We start from the raw sequence: 23,392 nt of genomic DNA on the forward strand, positions 1-23,392 counted from the left end.
TCGAAGCACAAATAAAGTGGCGCAAGCGCCCCTTCCCAAGCCTTTTTATAATGCAGGGCCAAAGCTATGCCTCGACCAGCACCAGATCATCGGAATGAATGATGGCATTGCCACGGGTAAAGCCAAGGGTCGCTTCGATATCGCCCGATGCATGCCCCATCAAAAGACGGGTTTCCTCAGCACCATAGGCCGTGATGCCACGTGCGATCTGTTCGCCATCGGCACCCAGCACCCGCACAGCATCCCCATGCTTGAAACGTCCATCCACGCCGGTTATGCCGGCCGCCAGAAGGTTCTTGCCAGCACGCAGAGCCTTGGCAGCACCAGCATCGACCACAATCGCCCCAGACGCCTTGAGCGAGGTTGCGATCCAGTGACGGCGTGCGGCTAGCGGGCTTTCACTGGGCAGAAAGACGGTATTGGGCGCACCTTCAAGCTGGGCTTTAAGCGGATGATAGATGGTGCCGCGCGCAATGATCATGCGACAGCCAGCCTTCATGGCGATTTCGGCCGCCTGCAGCTTGGTCACCATACCGCCGGAGCTGTACATGGTCGGCGCGACACCGGCCATATCGAAAATCTCGGGTGTCAGTTCGCGCACTTCCGGGATCAGGTCGGCATCCGGATTCTTGCGTGGATCGGCGGTATAAAGACCATCGATGTCCGAGAGCAGCACCAGCGTATCGGCCGAGATCATATGCGCGACCTTCGCACCCAGACGATCATTGTCGCCAAAGCGGATTTCCTCGGTCGCAACCGTATCATTTTCATTGATCAGCGGAATGGCACCACGGGCCAGAAGCGCATTCAGCGTGCCACGCGCATTGAGGTAACGACGACGGCCTTCCATGTCTTCGAGCGTGACAAGCACCTGCGCCATGGTCAGACCATTGCGGCCAAGCGCTTCCTGCCAGACCTGCGACAGGCTGATTTGCCCGGTGGCGGCAGCGGCCTGCTTATCGGCCAGACTGATTGTGCGGTGATCAAGCCCCAACAAGCGACGGCCAAGGGCGATCGCGCCACTGGATACCACGATGACCTCCACCCCGCGTTCACGCAGAAGGGCGATGTCATCGGCGAGGGCCTCAAGCCAGGCACGACGGAGCTTGCCGGTATTTTCATCAACCAGCAGGGCCGAGCCCACCTTGATGATCAGTCGCTTTGCATCCGCCAGGGCGTGGTTTGTCACGGCTGGAAGCCCTCTTCTTCGCGACCTTCCATGGCGCGGCGTTCACGCTCCCCATCGATATAGGCGCGGATTTCACGATGGATTTCCTTAAGCCCCTGCTGGGTCGCTCCAGAAACGATATGGACCTTTTTACCGATGCCCTTTTCAAGGATTTCACGCTGCTCCTCGACCATTTCGGGCAGGAGTTGATCGGCCTTGGACAGGGCAACGATCTCTGGCTTTTCGATCAGTACCTCGGCATAGCCTTCAAGCTCTTCACGCACCGTCTTATAGGTCGCGACAGGGTCTTCTTCGGCGCAGTCGATCAGATGAACCAGCACTTCGCAACGCTCGATATGGCCAAGGAAGCGTGTGCCGATGCCCTTGCCTTCGGAGGCGCCTTCGATCAGGCCGGGAATATCGGCCAGAACAAACTCATGATCATCGACATTCACCACACCGAGCTGCGGATGCAGGGTAGTAAACGGGTAATCGGCGATTTTCGGCCGCGCATGCGAGGATGCCGCAAGGAAGGTTGACTTCCCGGCATTCGGCAGGCCAACAAGACCAGCATCAGCGATCAGTTTAAGGCGCAACCACACCCACATTTCCTCAGCCGGCCAGCCTTCTTCGGCGCGGCGCGGTGCCTGGTTGGTAGAGGATTTGAAATGCGTGTTGCCACGCCCGCCATCGCCGCCACGACAGAGCATGTATGTCTGTCCCGGCTTGACCATATCGACAATCAGGGTTTCGCGGTCTTCGGCCAGAACCTGTGTTCCGACGGGGACCTTGATGGTAATGGACTTGCCCGAACGACCGGTGCGCTGCCGGCCCATGCCATGCATGCCGACTTCGGCCTTGAAGTGCTGCTGATAGCGGAAATCGATCAGGGTGTTGAGGTTCTCGACCGCCTCAAGAATGACATCGCCACCGCGGCCGCCATCGCCGCCATCCGGTCCACCATACTCGATGTATTTTTCACGGCGGAAGCTGACCGAACCGGCACCGCCGCGGCCACTGCGCACATAAATCTTGGCTTCATCGAGAAACTTCATAACCGGTCCTTCGGGCGTACCCGTTCATCATTTTGTATTGGCACCCCGGCGCGCGAGGATCGCGCATCAACGAGGCATAAATTTCTATAGCACATACAACAAGGGAGGAATGATTGCTCATTCCTCCCTTGCAAAATTCGGTACGAAGACCGCACCCGACGGGAGGCTTACGCCTCGGCCGGAACGACGGTTACGTAAGTACGACCCTTGAAGCCCGACTTGAACTGGACGGAACCGTCCACAGTCGCAAACAGGGTGTGGTCTTTGGCGAGGCCAACATTGTCACCGGCATGGAACTTGGTACCACGCTGACGAACGAGAATGTTGCCTGCGACAACTGCCTGACCACCGAATTTTTTAACGCCGAGACGGCGACCTTCGGAGTCACGACCGTTGCGCGAACTACCACCAGCTTTCTTATGAGCCATGAAACTCTCCTAAAACTGCATCTTGGCCTGATAAATCAGGCTTTGATGTCCTTGATGCGCAGAACAGTCAGGTTCTGGCGATGACCATTTTTACGACGGTAGTTATGCCGACGCTTTTTCTTGAAAACGATCACCTTGTCGCCCTTGGCCTGTTCGAGAACTTCTGCGGTAACAGAAGCACCTTTGACCAACGGAGCACCAACTTTCGGCGCACCGTCGCCAGCAACCATGAGAACTTCTTCAAGCTTCACGGTATCACCGGCCTGGGCAGCGATCTTTTCGACTTTGATAACGTCGTTGGCAGCAACTTTATACTGTTTGCCGCCAGTTTTGATGATTGCGTACATCTAAAAGTTCCTGAAAAACATTCTGGAAACACAAACGCGCGCTTCGGTGCCGCTGCTAACAGATACCGAACCGCTGCGAAGAACGGGTGAATTACCGCTTTTACCCCGGAGAGTCAACCACAGAGTGACCGACAGAGCCCCGGAACGCGCACGCCCAAGCCGCAGATTTTAGCAGGGTCAGCGCAGTTTGCATTTCCCACAGACCAGCCACGACGGATCGCCTTGTGAAAGAGTGCGCAAAATTTGAGATTTCCCTCTTGCAATCTCGCGCCCATCCCGGTAAACACCGCCTCGAACGCCAAGACCACACATGCGGAGAGGTGCCGGAGTGGTCGAACGGGGCGGTCTCGAAAACCGTTGTACTAGCAATAGTACCGTGGGTTCGAATCCCACCCTCTCCGCCATTCCTCAGAAAAGAAATTTTGCACCATACAAACTCCGAGCGAGTGCAGCAGTACTCGTCTGGAATCTTGGCGCCTTTCTAACAGCAGCTAGAACTTAACTGCTTTGGCAAACACCGCCAATGTCTCCTCACTCACATGATGCTCGATACCCTCAGCATCGAACTCGGCGACCTCGGGATCAACCCCGATCGATACGAGGAAGTTATAGACGATCTGGTGGCGTTCGCGACATTTTTTGGCAAGCGTTTCGCCTTTTTCTGTCAAGAAGATCGAGCGGTAGGGGCGTGAGGTGACGTAGCCGTCGCGTTCCAGGCGTTTGATGGTGTTATTGACTGTAGCAGCCGTCACGCCGAAGCGCTCGGCAAGGGCGACGGAACGTGCCTCCCCCTCCTCAGCGATCAGGTCGCCGATCATTTCCACATAATCTTCGGTCACTTCACGGGCATGTGCGTCACGTAAGCGCGCGAAAACTTCGGCCTTGTTATGGCGCGGATTCAGTTCCGTGTCTTTGCCCATTGGTCTCTCCACTCCAGACTCCTGAAATCTTCATAACAAGTAAGTACGCAAATAGCAATTTAGCCTTGACTAACTTTACAAGTCCGCACATAGATAGTGGGTATTCGTCAGAGTAATTCCAATTTGCCTTCGGAAGCCCAGATGCAATTGTTTTCCGCCGCCCGTCATATCGTTTTTGGCCTTACCCTGTTTTGCGCCGCACTGGCGGCGGGCGTGAGTATTGCGCATGCAAAACCACTGAATGTTGTCGCGACGACATCCATGATTGCCGATGCCGCGCGCCAGGTTGCCGGGGACCGTGCAGAGGTCAAGGCCCTGATGGGGCCGGGTGTTGATCCGCATTCCTACCGCCAGACCCGAAGCGATATCGCCGCCATGGCACGTGCGGACCTGGTATTGTGGCATGGTCTTTATCTGGAAGCGCAACTTGAAGAGTTCTTCCTTGATCTTGAAAAGCGCCGCAATGTTGTCGCGGTCGGCGAAGCCATTGCACGTGACAAGCTTCTGAGTCATGCCGAATATAAAGGCCGGTTTGACCCGCATGTCTGGATGGACCCCAAGCTTTGGGAAACGGTTGTTTATGCTGTACGCGATGCGCTGATCAATACGGACCCCGCGGGTGAGGCGACCTATCGCGCCAATGCCGACGCGCATGTTGCCGAGATCAAGAAACTGATCAGCTATATGACGTCTGTTACCGCGACCGTGCCAAAGAAAAGCCGGGTGCTGTTGACGGCCCATGATGCCTTTAGTTATTTCGGGCGTGGTTATGATTTTGAAGTCCTGGGCATTCAGGGTATCTCCACAGAATCCGAAGCTGGCCTGCGCCGGGTCGAGGAACTGGTCAACACCATCGTGGAGCGCAAGATTTCGGCCGTTTTTGTCGAAAGCTCCGTACCTGAGCGCAATGTGCGCGCCCTGATCGAAGGGGCTGCTGCGCGGGGTCAGGACGTGGTGATCGGGGGGACACTTTATTCTGATGCCATGGGTGATCCGGGCACCTACGAAGGAACCTATATTGGCATGATTGATCACAACGCGACGCTGATCACCCGCGCCCTTGGCGGCCAAGCACCCGCAGGCGGATTTCAGGGCAAACTTGCCGCCGGTTCATAAGCCGGACATATAAAATGCCAGACTTGTTGATTTAAAGCGAAACAGGACAAACACCATGAGCAGCGCCAAACTGGTAGCAGAATCAGGCAAGATACTGGACGCAGCATCCAAGGACGCACCGTTGACCGTGCGCGGCCTGACGGTATCTTATGGCAACAAGCCTGCGGTGTTTTCTATTGATGCCTCTATCCCGGTTGGCTCGATGACAGCCATCATCGGCCCGAACGGTGCAGGCAAATCAACCTTCCTGAAAGGCGCGCTTGGCGTCGTGCCCCGTCTTTCCGGCGAAGTGCGGATTTTTGGCAAGCTGTTTGAAGATGCCCGTGATCGGGTTGCCTATGTGCCGCAACGCGCCAGTGTTGACTGGGATTTCCCGGCGCGCGTAATCGATGTCGTTCTGATGGGGCTTTATGGATCAGTCGGGCTGTTTCGTCTGTGGCGGGCACGCCATCGTGAACAGGCGATGGAGTGCCTCGAACGGGTCGGCATGGCCGACTTTGCCGAGCGACAGATCGGTCAGCTTTCCGGCGGACAGCAGCAGCGCGTTTTCCTGGCCCGCGCCTTGGCCCAGAATGCCGAATTCTACCTGCTGGATGAGCCGTTCGCCGGTGTTGATGCCGCGACGGAGCGTGCGATTGTTTCCGTGCTTAAGGAGCTTAAGACCGAAGGGCGCACTGTGGTCTGTGTCCACCACGATCTGTCGACGGTGGCGGAATACTTTGATCGGGTTCTTCTGATCAATGTCAGGCGCATCGCCGAAGGCCCGGTCGAGACGACCTTTACAGCCGAGAACCTGCAGGAAACCTATGGCGGGCGGCTTGCCGCAACCCATATTGATGAATTGCATCTGGCCTGACGGATATGAGTTTTATTGATTACTTCATAAGCGCTCTTTTCCTGCAGGCTGGCTATAACAGCGCGCTTGTCGCCGTTGGTGCAGGCCTGCTTGGACTGTCGGCCGGCAGTGCCGGGGCGTTTATATTCCTGCGCAAACGCGCACTTGTTTCCGATGCGATCAGCCATGCTACCCTGCCCGGTGTCGGGCTTGCCTTCATTATCATGGTGGCCTTTGGCAGCGATGGGCGCTGGTTGCCGGGTCTTATTCTTGGATCGGCGATTTCATCAGCCATCGGGCTTTTGATGGTGGAATGGATCACCCGCAAAACCCGCCTGACCGAAGACGCCGCAATCGGCGCTGTCCTGTCGGTATTTTTTGGGCTTGGCATTGTGCTTCTGACTGTCATCCAGAGCATGTCATCGGGTCGTCAGGCCGGGCTTGAGAACTTCCTGCTGGGTTCCACCGCCGGCATGCTGATTTCCGAAGCCACCACCATCGCGATTGCCGGGGCGCTGGCCGCCGCGTTTGTTTTCCTGCTCAGGCGTCCGATGACGCTGGTTGCCTTTGATCCGGAATATGCCGCAACCACCGGGGTCAACGTGCGCAATATCGATCTGGCGATGATGGGGCTTGCCCTTATTGTCACGGTGATCGGGCTTAAGATCGTTGGTCTTATCCTGATTGTCGCACTTTTGATCATTCCGCCAGTGGCTGCGCGCTTCTGGACCAATCAGGTCGGCAAGATGATCGGCATTGCGGCCCTGGTCGGGGGGCTGTCGGGATATATCGGCGCGGTATTGTCTGCCGCCGAAGCATCTCTTCCAACCGGGCCGATCATTGTTCTGGTTGCCTTCGGGTTCTTTTTGATCTCCGCGCTGTTTTCGCCGTTGCGTGGCGGGCTGGCATCCGCACTCCGCCATCAACGGTTTCAGCGTCGGGTCCATCGCCGACAAGGACTTCTGTCACTGGCACGGCGTGAACCGATCTATGACGGGCTGACCATTCGCATTCTGCGTCGGGCTGGCATGATCCGGGCTGATGGTGTTGCGACCGCACGCGGGCGAATTGCTGCGGAGAAAGCCGCACGGGATGAAGCCCGCTGGGCGATGGCACGTCGGATGCTGCCCGATGATTCCGCAATTGAACGTTATGACGGACTGACCCCGATCGAACGCATGATGACGCCCGACCAGATCGCCGAGATCGACCGTATGATCCAGAGCGCACAAAACACCGCAGGAGCCAAGGCATGATCGATAATCTGATCACAGCCCTTGGGGCGGAATTTGTCCAGCTGAGCCTGACACCGATTCTGATCGGTATATTGGCTGCCATTGCCTGTGCACTTCCGGGTAATTTCCTGCTGCTGAGGCGTCAGGCGCTGATCGGTGATGCCATCAGCCATGTGGTTTTGCCCGGCATCGTTGCCGCCTTTCTGGTGACCGGATCAATCACCGCCGTGCCGATGATGCTTGGTGCCGGCGGGGCTGCCATCGTTGCCGTTGTCATGATTGAAATTGTCAAACGGCTGGGTCGGGTTGAGCCGGGAGCTGCGATGGGGCTGGTCTTCACCACGTTGTTTGCCGTTGGCGTCCTGTTCCTTGAAATCACTGATACCAGCTCGGTGCATCTGGATGTTCAGCACGCGCTGCTTGGCAATCTTGAAAGCCTGATCTGGTTTGATGCCGAAGGTTGGGGATCGCTTTTTGATCCCGAAGCACTGGCAACGCTGCCGCCACAATTGCCGCGTCTGGCAATTGTCCTGGTCGGTATTGGCCTGTTCATTTTCCTGTTCTGGAAAGAGTTGAAAATCTCGACATTCGACGCCGCCTTTGCCGGTGCGATTGGTATCCGCACCCGCGCCCTTGGCTTTGCCCTTGTCGTGGCAACGGCTGTCGCAGCTGTCGCGGCCTTTGATGCGGTCGGATCGATCATCGTGATTGCCATGTTTGTTTGCCCGCCGGCCAGTGCGCGACTGATGACCAATCAATTGGGGCGTCAGGTTGGCTGGTCGGTTGTGTTTGCCACAATCTCTGCCGTTCTGGGCTATGTGTTTGCCGGGTATGGCCCGGGCTGGTTCGGATCACCCTACGCGGTCAGTGCTGCGGGCATGATTGCCACGGTGTCGGGTGTGATCCTTCTTCTGACCTGCCTGTTTGGTCCGCAACGTAAACGCACGGGCCAGCGGGCCGAAGCCTGACACTTTCCAGTCGCACCAACGCCGGTGGACGGGCATAGTGATCATATGATTGCTTTGGCCCGGACATACCTTCAGCGAATTGGCCTGATTGCGACACTGGTTCTGATCTGTGCCGGTGCCAGCCACGCGCAGGCGACCGCGCCCACAGCAAACACCACCGATCTGGCATCGGAACTCAGAGAGTTCGGGAACATCGACCTGTTGGTCTTTGACGGACGGGAAGACTTCTTAAGGCAGATTGACGAGGCGCTTGGGCTTGGCAACATCAAGAACCCGGATCAGACCTTTGCCAAGCTTCCCCGGTCGCCCTTCACCTTAACCGGTCGCAAAGGTAATGCAGCCTTGGCAACCTGCCGGATTTTTGTCCCGGTCAGGATCACACCGGAAAACAACACCGAAATCTTTGCCGAACTGATGCGCAACTGGTTTGGCACACGGCTTAACTATGCCAGCAATGCCGATCTGACTTATCGCTGGCTGATCTTTCATGAAGTCCGCCATTGCCGCCCGGATCATTTCGGTGGCGATGACCTAAAGGATCACAGTGACGAGCACGAAGCGGATTTGTTTGCCTTTGACGCATTGGCAAATACGCATAACCGCGATCAGCTGGCCACCGATATCATTGCATTTCGCATGATCACATCTGCCCTGATTGCGGAGCCCAGCCACATGACCGGCTTGTCATTAAAACATGCGCTGGAAAGACCAAACGAAGCCCCAACGTTCGATGCCAAACAGGAAATGGTCGCCTTCCGGGCTGTGCGCAGGATGATAAGCCAACGCGCCAACTCAATTGCCACAGCGGCCAACCCAACCAATCGTGAACTGATCCGCGCCATTACCGAATTGCGCAGTGAAATTGATCAGACAACGGTCCCCGCGAACAATCCGCTGATTGCTGACATCCTGAATGCACTTGATAACGCGATTGCACATTTCGCCCCGGACTTGCATCAATCGGTTGCCAATGTCCGAGCGAATTGATCAGCCCCGATCCGCCAAGGGCATGTATTCTCAATTAAAAAATTTCATTGATTTTGCAGTCCCGTGATAGATGTTTGGCAGATGTGTTTGCCTTGCCCTTCTGGGCAAACCCGACATTCATCTGATCATCATAAGTCTGAAAAAAGCGATGCCTGATAAAATCCGCCGTCTCAAATCATTCGAGTTTCCCCTTGCCGTTGAATGGGCTGCCAAAGAAGGCTGGAATCCTGGTCTTGCCGATGCAGAGGTGTTTTTTAACACCGATACGGACGGGTTTTGGGGCGCGTTTGACAAGCAAGGATTGGCCGCCGTGATTTCAGCGGTGCAGTACAGCTCGGATTTCGGGTTTGTCGGGTTTTATATCTGCCGCCCGGATCGGCGCGGATCGGGTCTTGGCTATCGGCTATGGCAGACGGTGCTTGAGGACAGTGTTCTCAAGACCATTGGCCTCGACGGCGTTGTTGATCAGCAGGATAACTATCGCAAGTCAGGCTTTGAATTTGCCCATCGCAATATCCGCTTTGGTGGCGTGGTCACCACGAATGTCGCAATCCCCGATGATCTGATCACGCTTGATCTGCATGACATTGCCATTGTCGATGCCTTTGAACAGACCTGTCATCTGTTCCCTGAAAGTCGGATAAATTTCCTGCGCGGCTGGATCGGCAACGACAAACACACCGCCCTTGCCCTTAAGGGACCCATGGGTATTCGCGGTTATGGTCTGATCCGCCCATGCATTGAAGGCCATAAGATCGGCCCGTTGTTTGCACAGAACGCGGAAGATGCGCAAACCTTGTTTGGCGCCCTTTTGCAAAGCCGTTCTGATCAGAGCAACAAGGTCTATCTGGACGTGCCCGAACCCAATCAGGCCGCAGTTGATTTGGCCAAAGGGCACGACATGGTGCAGGAGTTTGAAACTGCACGCATGTATAAAGGTCCGGCACCCAAGCTTGATCTTGATAATATTTTCGGGATTTCGTCGTTCGAACTTGGTTAGATCGACCCGAGTTTCCTACGCAAAGCACAGAAAAATCAGAATCTGTCAGGATTCCGGTCCTGTTCGCCAACAGCCTCAGCGTGTAAAAGCAATCACAGCACCCCTATGGATAATGACCTATTATTCTTAGGGCGGGGTTGAGCGCTTTGTGAAAGTCTGGCAACAAACATTTAATGCCAAAAGTATAGCGTCAACTAAACCAACGCCGTAATTTTACACGTTGGTGTCCCTGTTTGCGGAACGCTTTTCGCCTTTATGCGCAGGAAGTTGTCGCAAGCATATGGAAAACCGGTAACGCAAACCCAATTTCAGGAGTGTAGTAAGCGTTTCATTTCCATCTGGTAGGTTCCCGTGCAGTCGTTCGCCCTGCATGGCTGTCAGACAACCGATAAGTTATGACCCGCCACGTGTTACCTGCCGTCATTGGGCACCTGCACGTTTCAGGAATTTGTTTTAAAGCCGGATACTAAAAACCGACATGGATATTGCGACACTTATTGGAATTATCGCCGGGATGGGCGTTATTGTTGGCGCCATTTTGCTGGGCGGCAGCCTTGATTCCTTTGTCGACGTGCCGTCGATCATGGTGGTGTTTGGCGGAACAGCGGCAGCAACCCTGATCAAGTTCCCCATGCGCGATGTAATCAAGTCCCTCAAGATCGGGATCGGCATTGCGTTTAAGAACCCCAAGGAAGATCCGCTTTCAATCTATGAAAAGGCCATTGAGCTTGCCGGTATTGTCCGCAAGAACGGCCTTCTCGGCCTTGAAAGCGTCGAGATCGACAACGAAATCATGGCGCGTGGTATTCGCATGTGCGTGGATGGTCACAGCGGCGAAGTCATCCGCAGTTCGATTTCAAGCGAAGTGGAAAAATCGATCCAGAATGACGAACTTGGCGAACTGATGTTTCGGGGCATTGGCGATACTGCACCGGCCTTTGGCATGATCGGCACGCTGGTTGGTCTTGTGCAGATGCTTGCCAACCTGTCTGACCCGGATGCAATCGGCCCCGCGATGGCGATTGCCATGCTGACAACATTCTATGGTGCCGTTCTGGCCAACCTGATCGCGCTTCCTGTTGCCGACAAGCTTGCGCTTAAGGTCGACCGACTGAAAAACACCAAACAGCTGATCATTGAATCGGTCGTGCAAATTCAGGCCAGCCAGAGCCCGATGGTCATGAAGGAAATCCTTGGTCCTTACATTCCGGGCGGTGTTCCGGCCGACGAAGAAGCCGGCGGAGGAGAATGATTATGGTGGCGGCGCGCAAACAGGCAACAGGCTGGGCATAGTCCATGGCAAAGAAACCCGCAGCAGGCGCACCGGCTTGGATGGCGACATTCGCCGATCTGATGTCGTTACTGCTTGTCCTGTTTGTATTGTTGCTGACTTTCGCCGAGATGGATGTCATCCGCTATAAACAGATTGCCGGGTCCGTAAAGGCCGCATTCGGGTTTTCCCAGCAGGATCAGCTTGCCGGGGTGATCGAGCTTGATGGCTCAATAGTCGGCAAATCGCTTAAGGCACCAACCCCAGATACTCCGCGCGTCGTGTCTGAAATTCCGCAGGCTGACACACCAGAGGTCGAAAGCAAGGAAACCGACAGCAAGGAAGAAAAGGCCGAGGCGCTTGAAGAAACGCTGGGCAAGGTTCTGGATAACATGGGCCTTCAAGACAAAGTCGGGCTGGAACGTGTCGACGGTGAAGTCATAGTGCGCTTTCCCAACGAACTGGCTTTTCCGTCCGGCTCATCAGGCATGACAGAGGAATTTGCGGCCATCCTTAACCGCGTTGCGCCGGTCATCAACCAGACCGAAGGCGAAATTCAGGTCGCCGGTCATACCGACAATGTTCCGGTTTCGGCGTCGTCACCCTATATATCAAACTGGGACCTGTCAGCGGCGCGTGCGACATCGGTTCTGCACTTTCTGATCGATCAGAACGGCACCGACCCGACCCGCATGGTCATTCAGGGATATGGCGACAGTCGACCACTGGCCGCCAATGACACACCCGAAGGGCGGGCAACCAACCGTCGGGTCGAAATTACCATTGAAATGCTAGACAGCAACTATGCGCCGGGCAGTGATGGATCAGCAGACGATGGTGAGTTCAGAGCACCATCAGAAGGTGGGGATGAGGTTGGCGACGGTATGATCGCACCAGGCGGTGGAACCGATGATGACAGAAAACGACGCACCTTCAGCATTCCGTCTGACGGGCCCTGACGGATAGCCGTCCAAAGGGCCCGACTGACAAGAACCTTTGAGCAAAGGGAACACCGCGCATCATGGCTGGCCATGACAACAAGAAAAAGACGATCCTGTATGCAGATTACAGCGAACGGAACATCAACGCAGCACGCGCCGCTGTTGAGCCGCTTGGCTTTGGCAAATTTGTCGAGTGTGATGACCGTGACCGTACGGTCGAACTGGTGTCCGAGCTCAAACCGGACCTGGTGTTGATCGGTCTTTATCTTGATGGCATTCGGGGCATTTCCACCATCCGCGCCATCCGGGATTCGGCAACAGATGCCAATCCGCACGGACGCGAGGTTCCGATCCTTCTGGGTGCGCCGAAGCTTGATCGGCGCGGCATGCGCGATGCCGTAGATGCCGGTATCGAGGGCGTTTTCCGCCAACCGGTCGATGCGGAGCGTCTGGCCAAGATCATTGACATGGTTGCCAAAAAACCGCGCCGCTTTGTGTTGGAAGAAAACTATTTCGGCCCGGCCCGTCCACAGGATCTTGCCAAAGCTGGCGGGCCAACACCCGCGCCTGAAAAAACCGGCTCGGCTGTGACGCCCGCACCTGCGTCTGCGTCTGCGTCTGCGTCTGCGTCTTCAGAGGCCGTGGATGGTTCTGATAAAACCGGAAAGCTGGAAAATGATGGTGCCGGTCCCAAAACGCGGACCCGAACACCCACAGCGTCCCCGGCGGTCGGCATCACAACCAATCTTGACATTGCCGATACCCGACCGCGCCTGAATGGCACGGGACAGACATTTGACGATGGCGAGCTTGTCGGCGTTCCGACCGCGCGCGACAAAAAGACCCGCACCCAAAATGTGGAAGCCATGCAATCAGCGCGCGAAGCCTTAAGCCCGGCGATCACACAAACTGAAACCAAGTCAGCCGAACCGCCCGAAGACGAGATTGTCCCCGAAGACACCCTTGAGGCCGAGGATGAAGAACTCGTCGAAATCGATCTTCATGAAGCCCTGATCAGTCACAAACTTTGGGTCGATACAGGCGGACGCGAAGGCACGGTGATGTCCATCGAACATGCCGACCTGCGCGAGGCCGAGCTTGAAGGCATTGACCTCAGCCGGTGCGGCCTGCCCTTTGCCAGTTTTCAGCGCGCCAATTGCAAGGATGCAGTTTTACGCCGCTGCAATCTGATTGCAGCCGACTTTGTGGAAAGCAATCTGGATAACGCCAATCTGGCGGCAAGTCGCCTGTCGGGCGCGCGTTTTAACAAGGCGGTGATGCGCAATACGGTGTTTCTCGGGTCTGACCTGTCCAACGCCAACTTCCGGGGCATGCAGCTACCAAACTGTGATCTGAGTGGTACCAATCTGGCGGGGGCTGATTTTCGCGATGCTGATCTGAGCGGCACACGCGGCCTGTTTGCCGAACAAATCCAGCGCGCACGCGTCAACGCCAATACACGACTTCCCCGTGATCTCAAATTGCGCGATTAATCCGGTTCCCGGACCATATGCAGGCTGGGGAAACTGAAATCCGGGGCAAAGGGGGCGGCAAAATCGCCGATCACCCGAAAGCCGCAGGATTCATAAAACCGTCTCGCCGTAAGCGTGGAATAGCATTCAAAGCGGGTTACGTTTCCTGCTGCCTTGGCATCCTTTACACAGCGATCAAACAGCATGCTGGCAATGCCTTTGCGGGCATGAGCCGGATCAACCGCGAAATGCCGAACATGGGCAAGACCGCTTTGAACATCCCCAGCTGTGCTGCCCGGTCGCACCGCGGTCCAGCCGCCGGCGCCCACAATGTCACCGGCCTCGGATTTGGCAATATAGTAGGTACCTGAATTCAGCAGATCGGGTTTTGCAAAGGTCAGAAACGGCATGGCGCGCGCAAGAATTTCGGGCGCATAGTCATTGGCAAGAAATGTCGAATAGGACCGCGCAAACAACGCACTGACAGCGGCTGCGTCATCAAGTGTTGCAACATCAATCGTGATTTCTGCCATCTGGTTTCCTATCTGCGGCCAAACATCTTTTCGATGTCATTTAGCTTCAGTTCGACATAGGTCGGACGGCCATGGTTACATTGCCCGGAATGCGGGGTGGCTTCCATCTGGCGCAAAAGCGCATTCATTTCATCAGCATTAAGCTTGCGCCCTGATCGCACCGAACCATGACACGCCATGGTGGCGCAGACATACATCAGGCGATCCTTCAATGCCATGCCCTGCCCCAGTTCGGCGATCTCATCGGCCATGTCGCGCACCAGTGCACCAACATCGACCTTGCCCAACAAGGCGGGCACTTCGCGGACCACAATGGCACCGGGACCGAACGGCTCGATCACCAGACCAAGCTCGGCAAATTCTTCGGCCCGATCGCCAATACGATCAGCCGATGCTTCATCAAGCTCGACCACTTCGGGCAGTAACAAGCCCTGTCGCTTCACACCGTTTTCGGCCAGATCGGCCTTCATGCGTTCATAGACAATGCGTTCATGGGCAGCGTGCTGATCGACAATCACCAACCCATCACGGGTCTGGGCGATGATGTAGTTGGCATGCACCTGACCGCGCGCCGCACCCAGCGGATGATCAACAAACTTGCCTTCATCGGCGATGTTATCAATCCGTGCTGATGGCGCGGCTGCGTCATAGCCGCCCGACAGGGCTGCTGCGGCAGCCGCAGCAAAGCCACCGCCCGCCATGTTAGCGCTGTCATCCGTGCCGCCGAACTCGCGCCCGCGATCAAACAGACCGCCATATCCTGTCTGCGGATCGCCTGGTGCCTGTGCCGCATAGTTGCGTTCAACAGCCGAATGGCTTGGAACATTTGGCTGATACTGGCCGATGTTAAATCCGCTTCCACCACCGGTACGGTTACTGCCACCATACGGAAGTGAGGGTCCCTCACCTTCGCGGCGAACAGCCCCCAGCGCCATATCGGCCACCGTGGTTGAGGCACGATGCCCCGCCCCGGCCAGCGCATGTTTGAGCGCGCCAACAATCAGCCCGCGCACCAGTCCCGGATCGCGGAACCGGACCTCGGTCTTGCCGGGATGGACGTTGACATCGACATCACGCGGGGTGAGTTCAAAGAAAAGCGCCAACAACGGATGGCGATCACGTGCCAGAAAATCCTGATAGGCCCCACGTACGGCCCCCTGCAGCAGCCGGTCCTTGACCGGGCGGCCATTGACAAACATGAACTGCATCTGGGCGTTGCCACGGTTCAAGGTCGGCACACCGGCATAGCCGGTCAGGCGGATGCCTTCACGCTCTGCCTCGATCTGAAGGGCATTGTCCTGAAATTCGCGGCCCATGACAGCACCCAACCGTTTGAGGCGGGCGTCAAACAGATCGCCCTCGCAGGCCGGGTAATTCAGGATCGTTTTGTTGTTATCGCCACTCAGCGTAAAGCCGACATCAGGCCGCGCCATGGCCAATCGGTCCATGATTTCACGCGCATACATCTGTTCGGTCCGCGCGGTTTTAAGGAACTTCAGGCGTGCCGGCGTGGCATAGAAAAGGTCACGCACCTCAACCCGTGTGCCATAGGGATGGGCGGCTGGTTCGGGTTCGCCCTTGGCCCCGCCTTCAACCGCCAGCGTCCAGGCGTTTTCAGAGCCCCGCACCCGGCTGGTCAGACGCATGCGCGAGACCGATCCGATAGATGGCAGGGCTTCGCCGCGAAAGCCCATGAAACCGATATTGAACAGATCATCATCAGGCAGTTTCGAGGTCGCGTGGCGTTCGACCGCAAGCCCGAGTTCTTCGGGCGTCATGCCCTTGCCGTCATCGGTGACCGACAACAGTGTCCGCCCGCCATCGCGCAGATTGACGTCCACCTTGGTCGCCCCGGCATCAAGGGCATTTTCCACCAGTTCCTTTAGCGCAGCCGCAGGCCGTTCGACGACCTCACCGGCGGCAATCTGGTTGATCAGGTTCTGTGGCAGGACGCGCAGGGTCATGAAGGCGGTGCTCGTAATGTTCGGATTATTATCTTGGTTGAGATGAACCTATCAAAGCACAAAGCGCGGCGAAATCCCTTTCACCGCGCTTTACAGCTTTTCAGGTTTAAACCTGCGATCAGAAGGCCAATTCACCTTGGGGCTTGCCCACCACGGTAACCGTGACATTGGCCGGGTCCATCAGATTGGCAGCCACCCGGTTGACGTCATCAAGGGTGACGGCATTGACCATGTCATTGCGGCGATCGAGGAAATCCATGCCAAGGTCTTCCTTTTGCATGCCAACCAGCATGCCTGAAAGGTTCCCAAGGCTGGTGAAGCGCAGTGGGAAGGCGCCGGTGAGGTAGGCCTTGGCATTCTGAAGTTCTTCCTGATCTATGCCATCCTGCTTCATCTTGGACCATTCCGCGCTGATCAGCGACAGGCTCTGACCAATCGCGTCATTGCGCGTAGCAACCCCGCCCATCATCATTTCGGCATGATCAAGATCGGCAAGGTAGCTATAGACGCCGTAAGCCAGCCCGCGCTTTTCACGGACTTCCTCGGTCAGGCGTGAAGAGAAACCGCCACCGCCGAGGATGTAGTTCATCACATAGGCGGCATAGAAATCCGGGTCATGGCGTTTGATGCCTTTCTGCCCCCAGATCGCCTGACTTTGCGGAATGTCCTGTTCGATGATTTCGATATCGCCAAACTTTGGCGTGATATCGGCAACTTCGGGCAGATCGCTTTGATCTGGAAGCGTGCCAAAGGCCTCATCAAGCAAAGGACCAAGTTCGTCGGCTGTAATGTCACCGGCAACGCCGACAATCAGATTGTCCTTGGCAAAGGCCCGGCGCACGAAACCGCGAAAGTCATTGGCATTGAGCCCGGCAACCGTTTCAAGTGTACCTGACGGCGGGCGACCATAGGGATGATCGCCAAAGATCGCACCAAAGAAAGTGCGGCTGGCGATATCGCGGGGATTGTTTTCCGCTTGTTTCAGGCCCGAGACGATCTGGGCACGAATGCGTTCAACCGCCGCGTCATCAAAACGCGGCTCAGACAAAGCAAGGCGCAACAGATCAATCGCGGTGTCGCGTTCACGCGTCAAAGTGGTGAGGGAACCAGAAAAATCATCGCGGCCAGCATCAAAGGACAGGCTGATGGAACGATTTTCCATCTCACCGCGGAAGGTCTGGCTGTCCATCGCGCCAGCCCCTTCGTCAATCAGGCCCGACACCATATTGGCAAGGCCAAGCTTGCCTTCCGGGTCGGTCGCAGCCCCGGCACCGGTAAAGGCGATATCCATGGTCATGAGCGGGTTCATGTGATCTTCGATCAGCCAGGCCCGAATGCCGCCATCCGAAATCACTTCCTGAACTTCAACTGCCTTGGCCTGTTGCGCGAAACCAAAACCCAGTGTCGAAGCAAAGGCCACACCGGCAATCTGTTTAAAGAGCTTGTTCATATCAGTGCACTCCTTCGCCAGACGTGATCGGAAGGGCCGCACCCGCCCCAGTGACCGGACCACCTTCGGGCGGCATCAGCCAGCCAGTGACAGACTTCTTGTCATTAAAGACTCGTTTGGCAGCGTCATTGACCTGATCCACCGTCACGGCAGAAATCCGGTCCGGCCAGCTTTCGACCTGATCAACGGTCAAACCGACCGCCAGCGACTGACCAAGAACGCGCGCCCCGGCCGAGAGCGAATCACGGGCAAAGACCGCACTATCAAGCAGCTTTTGCTTGGCACGGTCGAGTTCATCCTGGGTGATACCACCGGCAAGAAGCTTGGCGATTTCGCCGTCAATCGCCTGTTCAAGATCGGCAAGATCAACATCGCCGCGCGGCACGCCATACACCCCGAATGTCGCCAGATCGACAGCGACCGGATTATAGAATGTGCCAACGCTTGAGGCGATTTTCTGATCAACGACAAGCGATTTGAAGAAGCGGCTGGTTGTTCCTGATCCAATGATTTCGCTCAGCACATCAAGGGGTGCCGCATCATTATTGTCATCGGTGTTGTACGATGGGGCAAGATAATAGCGCGACCAGGACGCCTGACCGACCTGCGGGTCGCGCATGGTTACTTTGCGCGGGGCATGTTGAACCGGTTCCTGAACACGGTTGCGGGTCATGTCCTTACCACGCGGAATGACGCCATAGTATTTCTTGGCCATCGGCAGCAGCTCATCCATCGTGATGTCGCCTGCGACAACCAGAATGGCGTTATTGGGCGCATACCAGTCGTGATAAAATTCAAGCGCGTCTTCGGTGGAAAGCTTTTCCATTTCGTTTCGCCACCCGATGATCGAACGACCATAAGGGTGCGCCATATACAGACTTGCACGCATCTGTTCACCCAGAAGCGCGCCCGGATTGTTATCAAGGCGCGAACGGCGTTCTTCAATAATCACGTCGCGTTCCGGCAGAACCACATCATCCGAAAGCTTCAGATTTCTCATGCGGTCGGCTTCCATCTTCATGACCAGATCAAGCCGGTCACGGGCGATATTCTGAAAGTATCCGGTATAATCCCAACTGGTAAACGCGTTGTCATTGCCGCCATTACGCGCTACGATTTTTGAAAAATCGCCCGGCGCAATATCATCGGTTCCCTTGAACATCAGATGTTCAAGGAAATGCGCGATGCCCGACACACCGCGCGGTTCATCAGCCGACCCGACCTTGTACCAGACCATATGGGTCACAACCGGTGCACGATGATTTTCCACCAGCACGACCTGCATCCCGTTATCAAGGGTTGCGGTTTGCGGATTGAATACCGCCGCAAGTGACAAACCCGGCACAAGTGCCAGGGTAAGTGCGGCCAACAAGATCGCAGACAAGAAGCCGCGCGTCTTGGATCGGAAAGTTTCAGGAATTGTCATTGTGGCGTCCCATTCCAATTCAGGTATGGTTGTGCAAAGAGGGGATGAATGCGGCGGGTGCAGAACAGGGCGACCGCATTCAACAGACATTTCTTAAGAACCGAATATGACAGAACAAGGGCGCGAAACCATCGCGCCCTTGCCCTAATTCATCAAATTGTCGTGTGGTCGCAAGACCAAGCCGCCCAGCTTAGAAGATATCTTCCAGCCAGCCTTTTTGTTTGCGTTCGATCACAGGGGTGTCCGCACCACCGGAAACATTGTCACCCAAGGCCTGCTGGTCGCGGATACGTTTGGCTTCTGCGGCCGGGTCAACCACGGATCCGAATTCCGGCTTTTCCTGCCAGAACAGAAGATCATCAACCACACCTTCGCTTTCGGAAATGAAGATCGAGGTTTCACGGTCCACCGTGTTGCGGATGTCGGGATCGGCATATTGCGCGCCGGATGCCGACAGAAGGGCAACCTGACCTTTGCTGCGGGTACCCTCGGTAATATCACGCTTTACGGCGTTGGGATCATCACCGACCAGAATACGGCGTGCCTGATCGGTGGTTGAACCAGTCTGCGGGCGCGGTGCGCCAGGATCCGGGACACGCAGGGTAAAATCCGGCGGCAGGCTTAGCGGTGCACGCGAGACAACCTGAAATTCGTCCGGAGACTGTTTGTTCAGGCCAAAGGTTTCGCGTGTTGATTCACAACCGGAAACGCCAAGCGCAAGTCCGCCCAGCAATGCAATTTTGAAAATTTGTGTCGTCAGTTTCCGGGCCATTTGCGCCTCATTAAAACGTCTAGACCGGGCCTTGCCAGCCCAGTGAAAATTCATCAGCTAGATTTTTTACCGCCAAAAAGGGAATCGATCAACAGTAGCGCCGCACCAACCGTGATTGCGCTATCGGCAATATTGAAAACCGGCCAGTGATATCCTGCAACATGCAGATCGATGAAGTCAGTCACAGCCCCGTGGCGCAAACGGTCCACCAGATTGCCAATCGCCCCACCAATGATCATTGCCAAAGCAAAGCGCAGCATGGAATCGCGCGTGCGTCCCATCCAGATACCAAAGCCGATTGTGATCGCCGCGGTGACGGCAATCATCACCCAGGGCGCCTGCCCCTGAAACAGGCCAAACGAAACGCCCGGGTTCCAGGCCAACACAAAGTTCATGAATGGCGTGACTTCAATCACGCGAAACGGGTTTGAAAGACCATCAATGGCCAGCGCCTTGGTCCACTGGTCGACACCAAACACGATTGCAATGACGATCAGACCAAACACAAAGGCACGATGTTTCATCAACACTCTTTCTGACTTGCCGGGATGCGCCCTGCGATGTCGCAGGGCGTCCCATTTGCCGACCTTATTCGGCGGCAATTCCCATTTCATCAACGGCATCCGCACAGCGGTTGCAAACGGTTTTGTGTTCGGCGTGACTGCCGACTTCCGGCAGGGTTTGCCAGCAGCGTTCACATTTGGCCCCCTCTGCCAGTGCCGGCACAACTCCGACACCTGCAACATCTTCAAGGGTATAGGCACCTTCCGGTGCGTCACCTGTAATCAGTTCGATGTCAGATGTAATGGCAATTTCGGCAAGATTAAGGCCATTCAGCGCTTCGACATATTCTGCTGCCGCATAAACCTTTGGTGCGGCATCAAGGCTTGCGCCAATGCGTTTTTCCGCACGTTCCAGTTCAAGCGCACCGGTGACGACACGGCGAAGCTTGCGGATTTTGGCCCATTTGGTTGCCAGTGCGTCGTCTTTCCAGCCATCGGAAACCGTATTGAAGGTTTCCGCGTGAACCGAGCTTTCCGCACCATAACGCGCACGCCATGCTTCATCGGCGGTAAAGCACAGAACCGGCGCCAACCAACGTACAAGGCAATCAAACACGCGATCCATGACAGTACGAGCCGCACGGCGGCGCAGGCTGCTTGGCGCGTCGCAATAAAGCGCGTCCTTGCGGATATCGAGATAGAAGGCCGACATGTCGAGCGCACAGAAGTTATGCAGTTCGATAAACATGCTGTGGAAGTCGTAGTCTGCCGTCGTCTTACGCACCATGTCGTCAAGGTGGCTCAGACGATGGAGAACCCAACGTTCAAGTTCCGGCAGTTCGTTGTCTGCGACTTTTTCGTCTTCGCTGAATTCGGCGAGGTTGCCCAGCAGGAAGCGCAGCGTGTTGCGCAGGCGACGATAGATATCGGAATGACGCTGAATGATTTCATGACTGATGCGCAGATCATCGTGATAATCCGAGCTCACCACCCAAAGACGCAGAATATCCGCGCCAAGCTTGTTGATCACATCGTTTGGCGCAATGACGTTGCCCAGCGACTTGGACATCTTGCGGCCTTCGCCATCAAGCACGAAGCCATGGGTCAAAACCGCTTCATACGGCGCGCGGCCACGGGTACCGCAAGACTCAAGAAGCGAGCTGTGGAACCAGCCGCGATGCTGGTCCGAACCTTCGAGATACAGGTCGGCGGGCCATTTCAGGTCCTGACGCTCTTCAAGCACGAAGGCATGGGTCGAACCGGAATCAAACCAGACATCAAGCACGTCGGTGACCTGTTCGAAATCATCGGCGTTGTACTTGTCGCCGAGGAAATACTGCGCATCACGGGTAAACCACGCATCGGCACCTTCTTCGCAGAAGGCTTCGTAAACACGATCAAGGACTTCCTGGTCGCGCAGCGGCTGGCGGGTGCTTTTTTCGATGAACACCGTGATCGGCACGCCCCATGCCCGCTGACGCGATACGCACCAGTCCGGGCGGTTGGCAATCATGGAATGCAGACGGTTACGACCGGCTTCCGGCACAAAGCGGGTTTCATCAATCGCCTTGAGCGCCTTTTCACGCAGGTCATTGTCCTGCATGGAAATGAACCATTGCGGCGTGGTGCGATAGATCACCGGTGCCTTGGAACGCCACGAGCACGGATAGGAGTGCTTGAGACGGCCACGCGACAGCAGCGCGTCCACTTCGACCAGCTTGGCGATGACGGCTTCGTTGGCACCGGCTTCCTTGCCGTTTTCGTCATAGATGCGTTCACCCGCAAACAGCGGCACGGTCTGATAATAGGCACCGTCACCATCAACCATTTCCGGAACTTCCAGACCATATTTCAGACCTGTCTGGTAATCGTCCGGACCGTGGGTCGGTGCGGTATGGACAAAGCCGGTACCGGTATCGGTCGTGACATAGTCAGCGGCCAGAAGCGGCACGTCAAAATCATAACCCTGACCGCGGAACGGATGGGCCGAAAGCGTGCCTTCAAGTTCGGAACCCTTGAAGGTACCGACAACCTTGTGAGCGGTAATGCGACCGTTTTTGCACAGATCTTCAAGCAGATCGGTACAGACCGCCATCTTCTCGCCGACCTTCGACCAGGCTTCTTCGGCGGTTTCGGTGACTTCGATGACGGAATATTCGATGTCTTCGCCATACGAAATCGCACGGTTGCCCGGAATGGTCCAAGGGGTCGTGGTCCAGATGACGATGGTCGCATCTTTGAGCAGATCAACCTTGGTCTCGGTGACCGGGAAACGCACATAGATCGTCTTGGAGGTATGGTCGTGATATTCGACTTCGGCCTCGGCAAGGGCGGTTTTTTCCACCACCGACCACATGACCGGTTTGGAGCCCATATAGAGCGAACCGTTCATCAGGAACTTGCCAAGTTCACGCGCAATAGATGCCTCGGCCTTGTAATCCATGGTGACATAGGGGTTGTCCCAGTCGCCCATCACGCCAAGACGTTTGAATTCCTCGCGCTGGATATCAAGCCATTTCTGGGCGAACTCGCGGCATTCCTTGCGGAATTCGGCAATCGGAACATCGTCCTTGTTCTTGCCCTTGGCGCGGTACTGTTCTTCGATCTTCCATTCAATCGGAAGGCCATGGCAGTCCCAACCCGGAACGTAAACCGCGTTCTTGCCCAGCATCTGCTGCGAACGGGTGATGACATCTTTTAGGATTTTGTTCAGCGCATGACCAATATGCAGATGGCCGTTGGCATAAGGCGGGCCATCATGGAGGACAAACATTTCACGATCGGCCGAAATACCGCGAATTTTGCCATAGAGGTCCTCGTCCTTCCACTGCTCGAGCAGGGTGGGCTCCATCTTTGGCAAACCCGCCCGCATCGGGAAATCGGTCTTGGGCAGGATAACGGTTTTCTTGTATTCGACACTCATCGTGACGGTCCTGTCGTCTTGAACAAATTAAAAGGGCGAACCCCCAAAGGTCTCGCGAAAAGCTGATCTTGCGAAAAGC

21 protein-coding genes and 1 tRNA gene are annotated in these 23,392 nt (G+C 56.0%); 10 read left to right on the plus strand and 12 right to left on the minus strand.

What is annotated here, in order from left to right; all coding sequences use genetic code 11:
• Nucleotides 1-64: 64 nt before the first annotated feature.
• The 4 genes from proB to rplU all read right to left on the minus strand — a co-directional run bounded on the left by proB (nt 65) and on the right by rplU (nt 2,998).
• Nucleotides 65-1,189: a glutamate 5-kinase gene (proB, locus tag HED22_RS07430; protein ID WP_167720728.1), complete on the minus strand. Its 1,125-nt coding sequence runs from the start codon at nt 1,187-1,189 to the stop codon at nt 65-67.
• Nucleotides 1,186-2,223, minus strand: coding sequence for a GTPase ObgE (gene obgE, locus HED22_RS07435; RefSeq protein WP_167720729.1), 1,038 nt, complete (start codon nt 2,221-2,223; stop codon nt 1,186-1,188). The genes proB and obgE overlap by 4 nt, the downstream gene beginning before the upstream one ends.
• Before the next feature lie 167 nt (nt 2,224-2,390).
• Nucleotides 2,391-2,651: a 50S ribosomal protein L27 gene (gene rpmA, locus HED22_RS07440; RefSeq protein WP_101245546.1), complete on the minus strand. Its 261-nt coding sequence runs from the start codon at nt 2,649-2,651 to the stop codon at nt 2,391-2,393.
• 35 nt (nt 2,652-2,686) lie between these two features.
• Nucleotides 2,687-2,998, minus strand: coding sequence for a 50S ribosomal protein L21 (gene rplU / locus HED22_RS07445; protein ID WP_008889408.1), 312 nt, complete (start codon nt 2,996-2,998; stop codon nt 2,687-2,689).
• 314 nt (nt 2,999-3,312) lie between these two features.
• Between rplU and HED22_RS07450 the strand changes: the two genes are divergently transcribed.
• Nucleotides 3,313-3,402: transfer RNA gene (locus tag HED22_RS07450), tRNA-Ser, on the plus strand.
• A gap of 87 nt (nt 3,403-3,489) precedes the next feature.
• Here the strand turns inward: HED22_RS07450 and mntR are convergent.
• Nucleotides 3,490-3,918, minus strand: a complete 429-nt coding sequence (gene mntR, locus HED22_RS07455; RefSeq protein WP_167720731.1) for a manganese-binding transcriptional regulator MntR — start codon at nt 3,916-3,918, stop codon at nt 3,490-3,492.
• A gap of 141 nt (nt 3,919-4,059) precedes the next feature.
• Between mntR and HED22_RS07460 the strand changes: the two genes are divergently transcribed.
• The 9 genes from HED22_RS07460 (at nt 4,060) to HED22_RS07500 (ending at nt 13,763) form a co-directional block, all read left to right on the plus strand.
• A complete protein-coding gene (locus HED22_RS07460) occupies nt 4,060-5,034 on the plus strand; it encodes a metal ABC transporter solute-binding protein, Zn/Mn family (protein ID WP_167720733.1) in 975 nt (324 codons plus the stop codon).
• A 55-nt stretch (nt 5,035-5,089) separates the two neighbouring features.
• Entirely contained in the window at nt 5,090-5,890 is an 801-nt protein-coding gene (locus HED22_RS07465; RefSeq protein WP_254869831.1) for a metal ABC transporter ATP-binding protein, read from the plus strand.
• A 5-nt stretch (nt 5,891-5,895) separates the two neighbouring features.
• On the plus strand, nt 5,896-7,125 hold the full coding sequence (locus HED22_RS07470) for a metal ABC transporter permease (protein WP_167720735.1): 1,230 nt from the start codon (nt 5,896-5,898) through the stop codon (nt 7,123-7,125).
• On the plus strand, nt 7,122-8,072 hold the full coding sequence (locus HED22_RS07475; RefSeq protein WP_167720738.1) for a metal ABC transporter permease: 951 nt from the start codon (nt 7,122-7,124) through the stop codon (nt 8,070-8,072). The genes HED22_RS07470 and HED22_RS07475 overlap by 4 nt, the downstream gene beginning before the upstream one ends.
• A 45-nt stretch (nt 8,073-8,117) precedes the next feature.
• Nucleotides 8,118-9,059, plus strand: a complete 942-nt coding sequence (locus HED22_RS07480; RefSeq protein ID WP_167720740.1) for a hypothetical protein — start codon at nt 8,118-8,120, stop codon at nt 9,057-9,059.
• Between the two features lie 148 nt (nt 9,060-9,207).
• Nucleotides 9,208-10,059, plus strand: coding sequence for a GNAT family N-acetyltransferase (locus tag HED22_RS07485; protein ID WP_254869832.1), 852 nt, complete (start codon nt 9,208-9,210; stop codon nt 10,057-10,059).
• Nucleotides 10,060-10,537: 478 nt separating this feature from the next.
• Nucleotides 10,538-11,311, plus strand: a complete 774-nt coding sequence (locus tag HED22_RS07490) for a motility protein A (RefSeq protein ID WP_167720743.1) — start codon at nt 10,538-10,540, stop codon at nt 11,309-11,311.
• A gap of 44 nt (nt 11,312-11,355) precedes the next feature.
• Nucleotides 11,356-12,288 carry an OmpA family protein gene (locus HED22_RS07495; RefSeq protein WP_167720745.1) on the plus strand — a complete coding sequence of 311 codons (933 nt, stop codon included), beginning with the start codon at nt 11,356-11,358 and terminating at the stop codon, nt 12,286-12,288.
• Nucleotides 12,289-12,350: 62 nt separating this feature from the next.
• Nucleotides 12,351-13,763, plus strand: a complete 1,413-nt coding sequence (locus HED22_RS07500) for a pentapeptide repeat-containing protein (protein WP_167720747.1) — start codon at nt 12,351-12,353, stop codon at nt 13,761-13,763.
• On the opposite strand, the gene HED22_RS07505 is transcribed toward HED22_RS07500, so the two are convergent.
• From HED22_RS07505 to ileS, 7 genes are all read right to left on the minus strand, one after another.
• Nucleotides 13,760-14,275: a GNAT family N-acetyltransferase gene (locus tag HED22_RS07505; protein WP_167720749.1), complete on the minus strand. Its 516-nt coding sequence runs from the start codon at nt 14,273-14,275 to the stop codon at nt 13,760-13,762. The genes HED22_RS07500 and HED22_RS07505 overlap by 4 nt on opposite strands.
• An 8-nt stretch (nt 14,276-14,283) precedes the next feature.
• The gene (gene mutL, locus HED22_RS07510) at nt 14,284-16,239 is read right to left on the minus strand and encodes a DNA mismatch repair endonuclease MutL (RefSeq protein ID WP_167720751.1); all 1,956 of its coding nucleotides are present in this window, start codon (nt 16,237-16,239) and stop codon (nt 14,284-14,286) included.
• A gap of 118 nt (nt 16,240-16,357) precedes the next feature.
• Nucleotides 16,358-17,689 carry a pitrilysin family protein gene (locus HED22_RS07515; RefSeq protein ID WP_167720753.1) on the minus strand — a complete coding sequence of 444 codons (1,332 nt, stop codon included), beginning with the start codon at nt 17,687-17,689 and terminating at the stop codon, nt 16,358-16,360.
• 1 nt (nt 17,690) lies between these two features.
• Nucleotides 17,691-19,115 carry a pitrilysin family protein gene (locus tag HED22_RS07520; RefSeq protein ID WP_167720755.1) on the minus strand — a complete coding sequence of 475 codons (1,425 nt, stop codon included), beginning with the start codon at nt 19,113-19,115 and terminating at the stop codon, nt 17,691-17,693.
• Nucleotides 19,116-19,305: 190 nt separating this feature from the next.
• On the minus strand, nt 19,306-19,887 hold the full coding sequence (locus tag HED22_RS07525; RefSeq protein WP_167720757.1) for a DUF3035 domain-containing protein: 582 nt from the start codon (nt 19,885-19,887) through the stop codon (nt 19,306-19,308).
• Nucleotides 19,888-19,940: 53 nt separating this feature from the next.
• Nucleotides 19,941-20,411 (minus strand): signal peptidase II, encoded by a 471-nt coding sequence (lspA, locus tag HED22_RS07530; protein ID WP_167720759.1) that lies wholly within the window; start codon nt 20,409-20,411, stop codon nt 19,941-19,943.
• A gap of 64 nt (nt 20,412-20,475) precedes the next feature.
• Nucleotides 20,476-23,313: an isoleucine--tRNA ligase gene (gene ileS / locus HED22_RS07535; protein ID WP_167720761.1), complete on the minus strand. Its 2,838-nt coding sequence runs from the start codon at nt 23,311-23,313 to the stop codon at nt 20,476-20,478.
• Nucleotides 23,314-23,392 lie beyond the last annotated feature (79 nt).

The organism is Thalassospira sp. HF15 (genome assembly GCF_011806525.1).
In the GTDB taxonomy this organism is placed as follows: Bacteria; Pseudomonadota; Alphaproteobacteria; order Rhodospirillales; family Thalassospiraceae; genus Thalassospira.

What these genes read in the sequence shown, in the direction of transcription:
- HED22_RS07515 (WP_167720753.1), bottom strand. Translation starts at nt 17,689, where the DNA reads ATGAACAAGCTCTTTAAACAGATTGCCGGTGTGGCCTTTGCTTCGACA.
- HED22_RS07525 (WP_167720757.1), bottom strand. Translation starts at nt 19,887, where the DNA reads ATGGCCCGGAAACTGACGACACAAATTTTCAAAATTGCATTGCTGGGC.
- HED22_RS07520 (WP_167720755.1), bottom strand. Translation starts at nt 19,115, where the DNA reads ATGACAATTCCTGAAACTTTCCGATCCAAGACGCGCGGCTTCTTGTCT.
- ileS (WP_167720761.1), bottom strand. Translation starts at nt 23,313, where the DNA reads ATGAGTGTCGAATACAAGAAAACCGTTATCCTGCCCAAGACCGATTTC.
- HED22_RS07470 (WP_167720735.1), top strand. Translation starts at nt 5,896, where the DNA reads ATGAGTTTTATTGATTACTTCATAAGCGCTCTTTTCCTGCAGGCTGGC.
- HED22_RS07480 (WP_167720740.1), top strand. Translation starts at nt 8,118, where the DNA reads ATGATTGCTTTGGCCCGGACATACCTTCAGCGAATTGGCCTGATTGCG.
- HED22_RS07485 (WP_254869832.1), top strand. Translation starts at nt 9,208, where the DNA reads ATGCCTGATAAAATCCGCCGTCTCAAATCATTCGAGTTTCCCCTTGCC.
- HED22_RS07490 (WP_167720743.1), top strand. Translation starts at nt 10,538, where the DNA reads ATGGATATTGCGACACTTATTGGAATTATCGCCGGGATGGGCGTTATT.
- HED22_RS07495 (WP_167720745.1), top strand. Translation starts at nt 11,356, where the DNA reads ATGGCAAAGAAACCCGCAGCAGGCGCACCGGCTTGGATGGCGACATTC.
- mntR (WP_167720731.1), bottom strand. Translation starts at nt 3,918, where the DNA reads ATGGGCAAAGACACGGAACTGAATCCGCGCCATAACAAGGCCGAAGTT.
- rpmA (WP_101245546.1), bottom strand. Translation starts at nt 2,651, where the DNA reads ATGGCTCATAAGAAAGCTGGTGGTAGTTCGCGCAACGGTCGTGACTCC.
- HED22_RS07505 (WP_167720749.1), bottom strand. Translation starts at nt 14,275, where the DNA reads ATGGCAGAAATCACGATTGATGTTGCAACACTTGATGACGCAGCCGCT.
- obgE (WP_167720729.1), bottom strand. Translation starts at nt 2,223, where the DNA reads ATGAAGTTTCTCGATGAAGCCAAGATTTATGTGCGCAGTGGCCGCGGC.
- rplU (WP_008889408.1), bottom strand. Translation starts at nt 2,998, where the DNA reads ATGTACGCAATCATCAAAACTGGCGGCAAACAGTATAAAGTTGCTGCC.
- HED22_RS07465 (WP_254869831.1), top strand. Translation starts at nt 5,090, where the DNA reads ATGAGCAGCGCCAAACTGGTAGCAGAATCAGGCAAGATACTGGACGCA.
- lspA (WP_167720759.1), bottom strand. Translation starts at nt 20,411, where the DNA reads ATGAAACATCGTGCCTTTGTGTTTGGTCTGATCGTCATTGCAATCGTG.
- mutL (WP_167720751.1), bottom strand. Translation starts at nt 16,239, where the DNA reads ATGACCCTGCGCGTCCTGCCACAGAACCTGATCAACCAGATTGCCGCC.
- HED22_RS07475 (WP_167720738.1), top strand. Translation starts at nt 7,122, where the DNA reads ATGATCGATAATCTGATCACAGCCCTTGGGGCGGAATTTGTCCAGCTG.
- HED22_RS07460 (WP_167720733.1), top strand. Translation starts at nt 4,060, where the DNA reads ATGCAATTGTTTTCCGCCGCCCGTCATATCGTTTTTGGCCTTACCCTG.
- HED22_RS07500 (WP_167720747.1), top strand. Translation starts at nt 12,351, where the DNA reads ATGGCTGGCCATGACAACAAGAAAAAGACGATCCTGTATGCAGATTAC.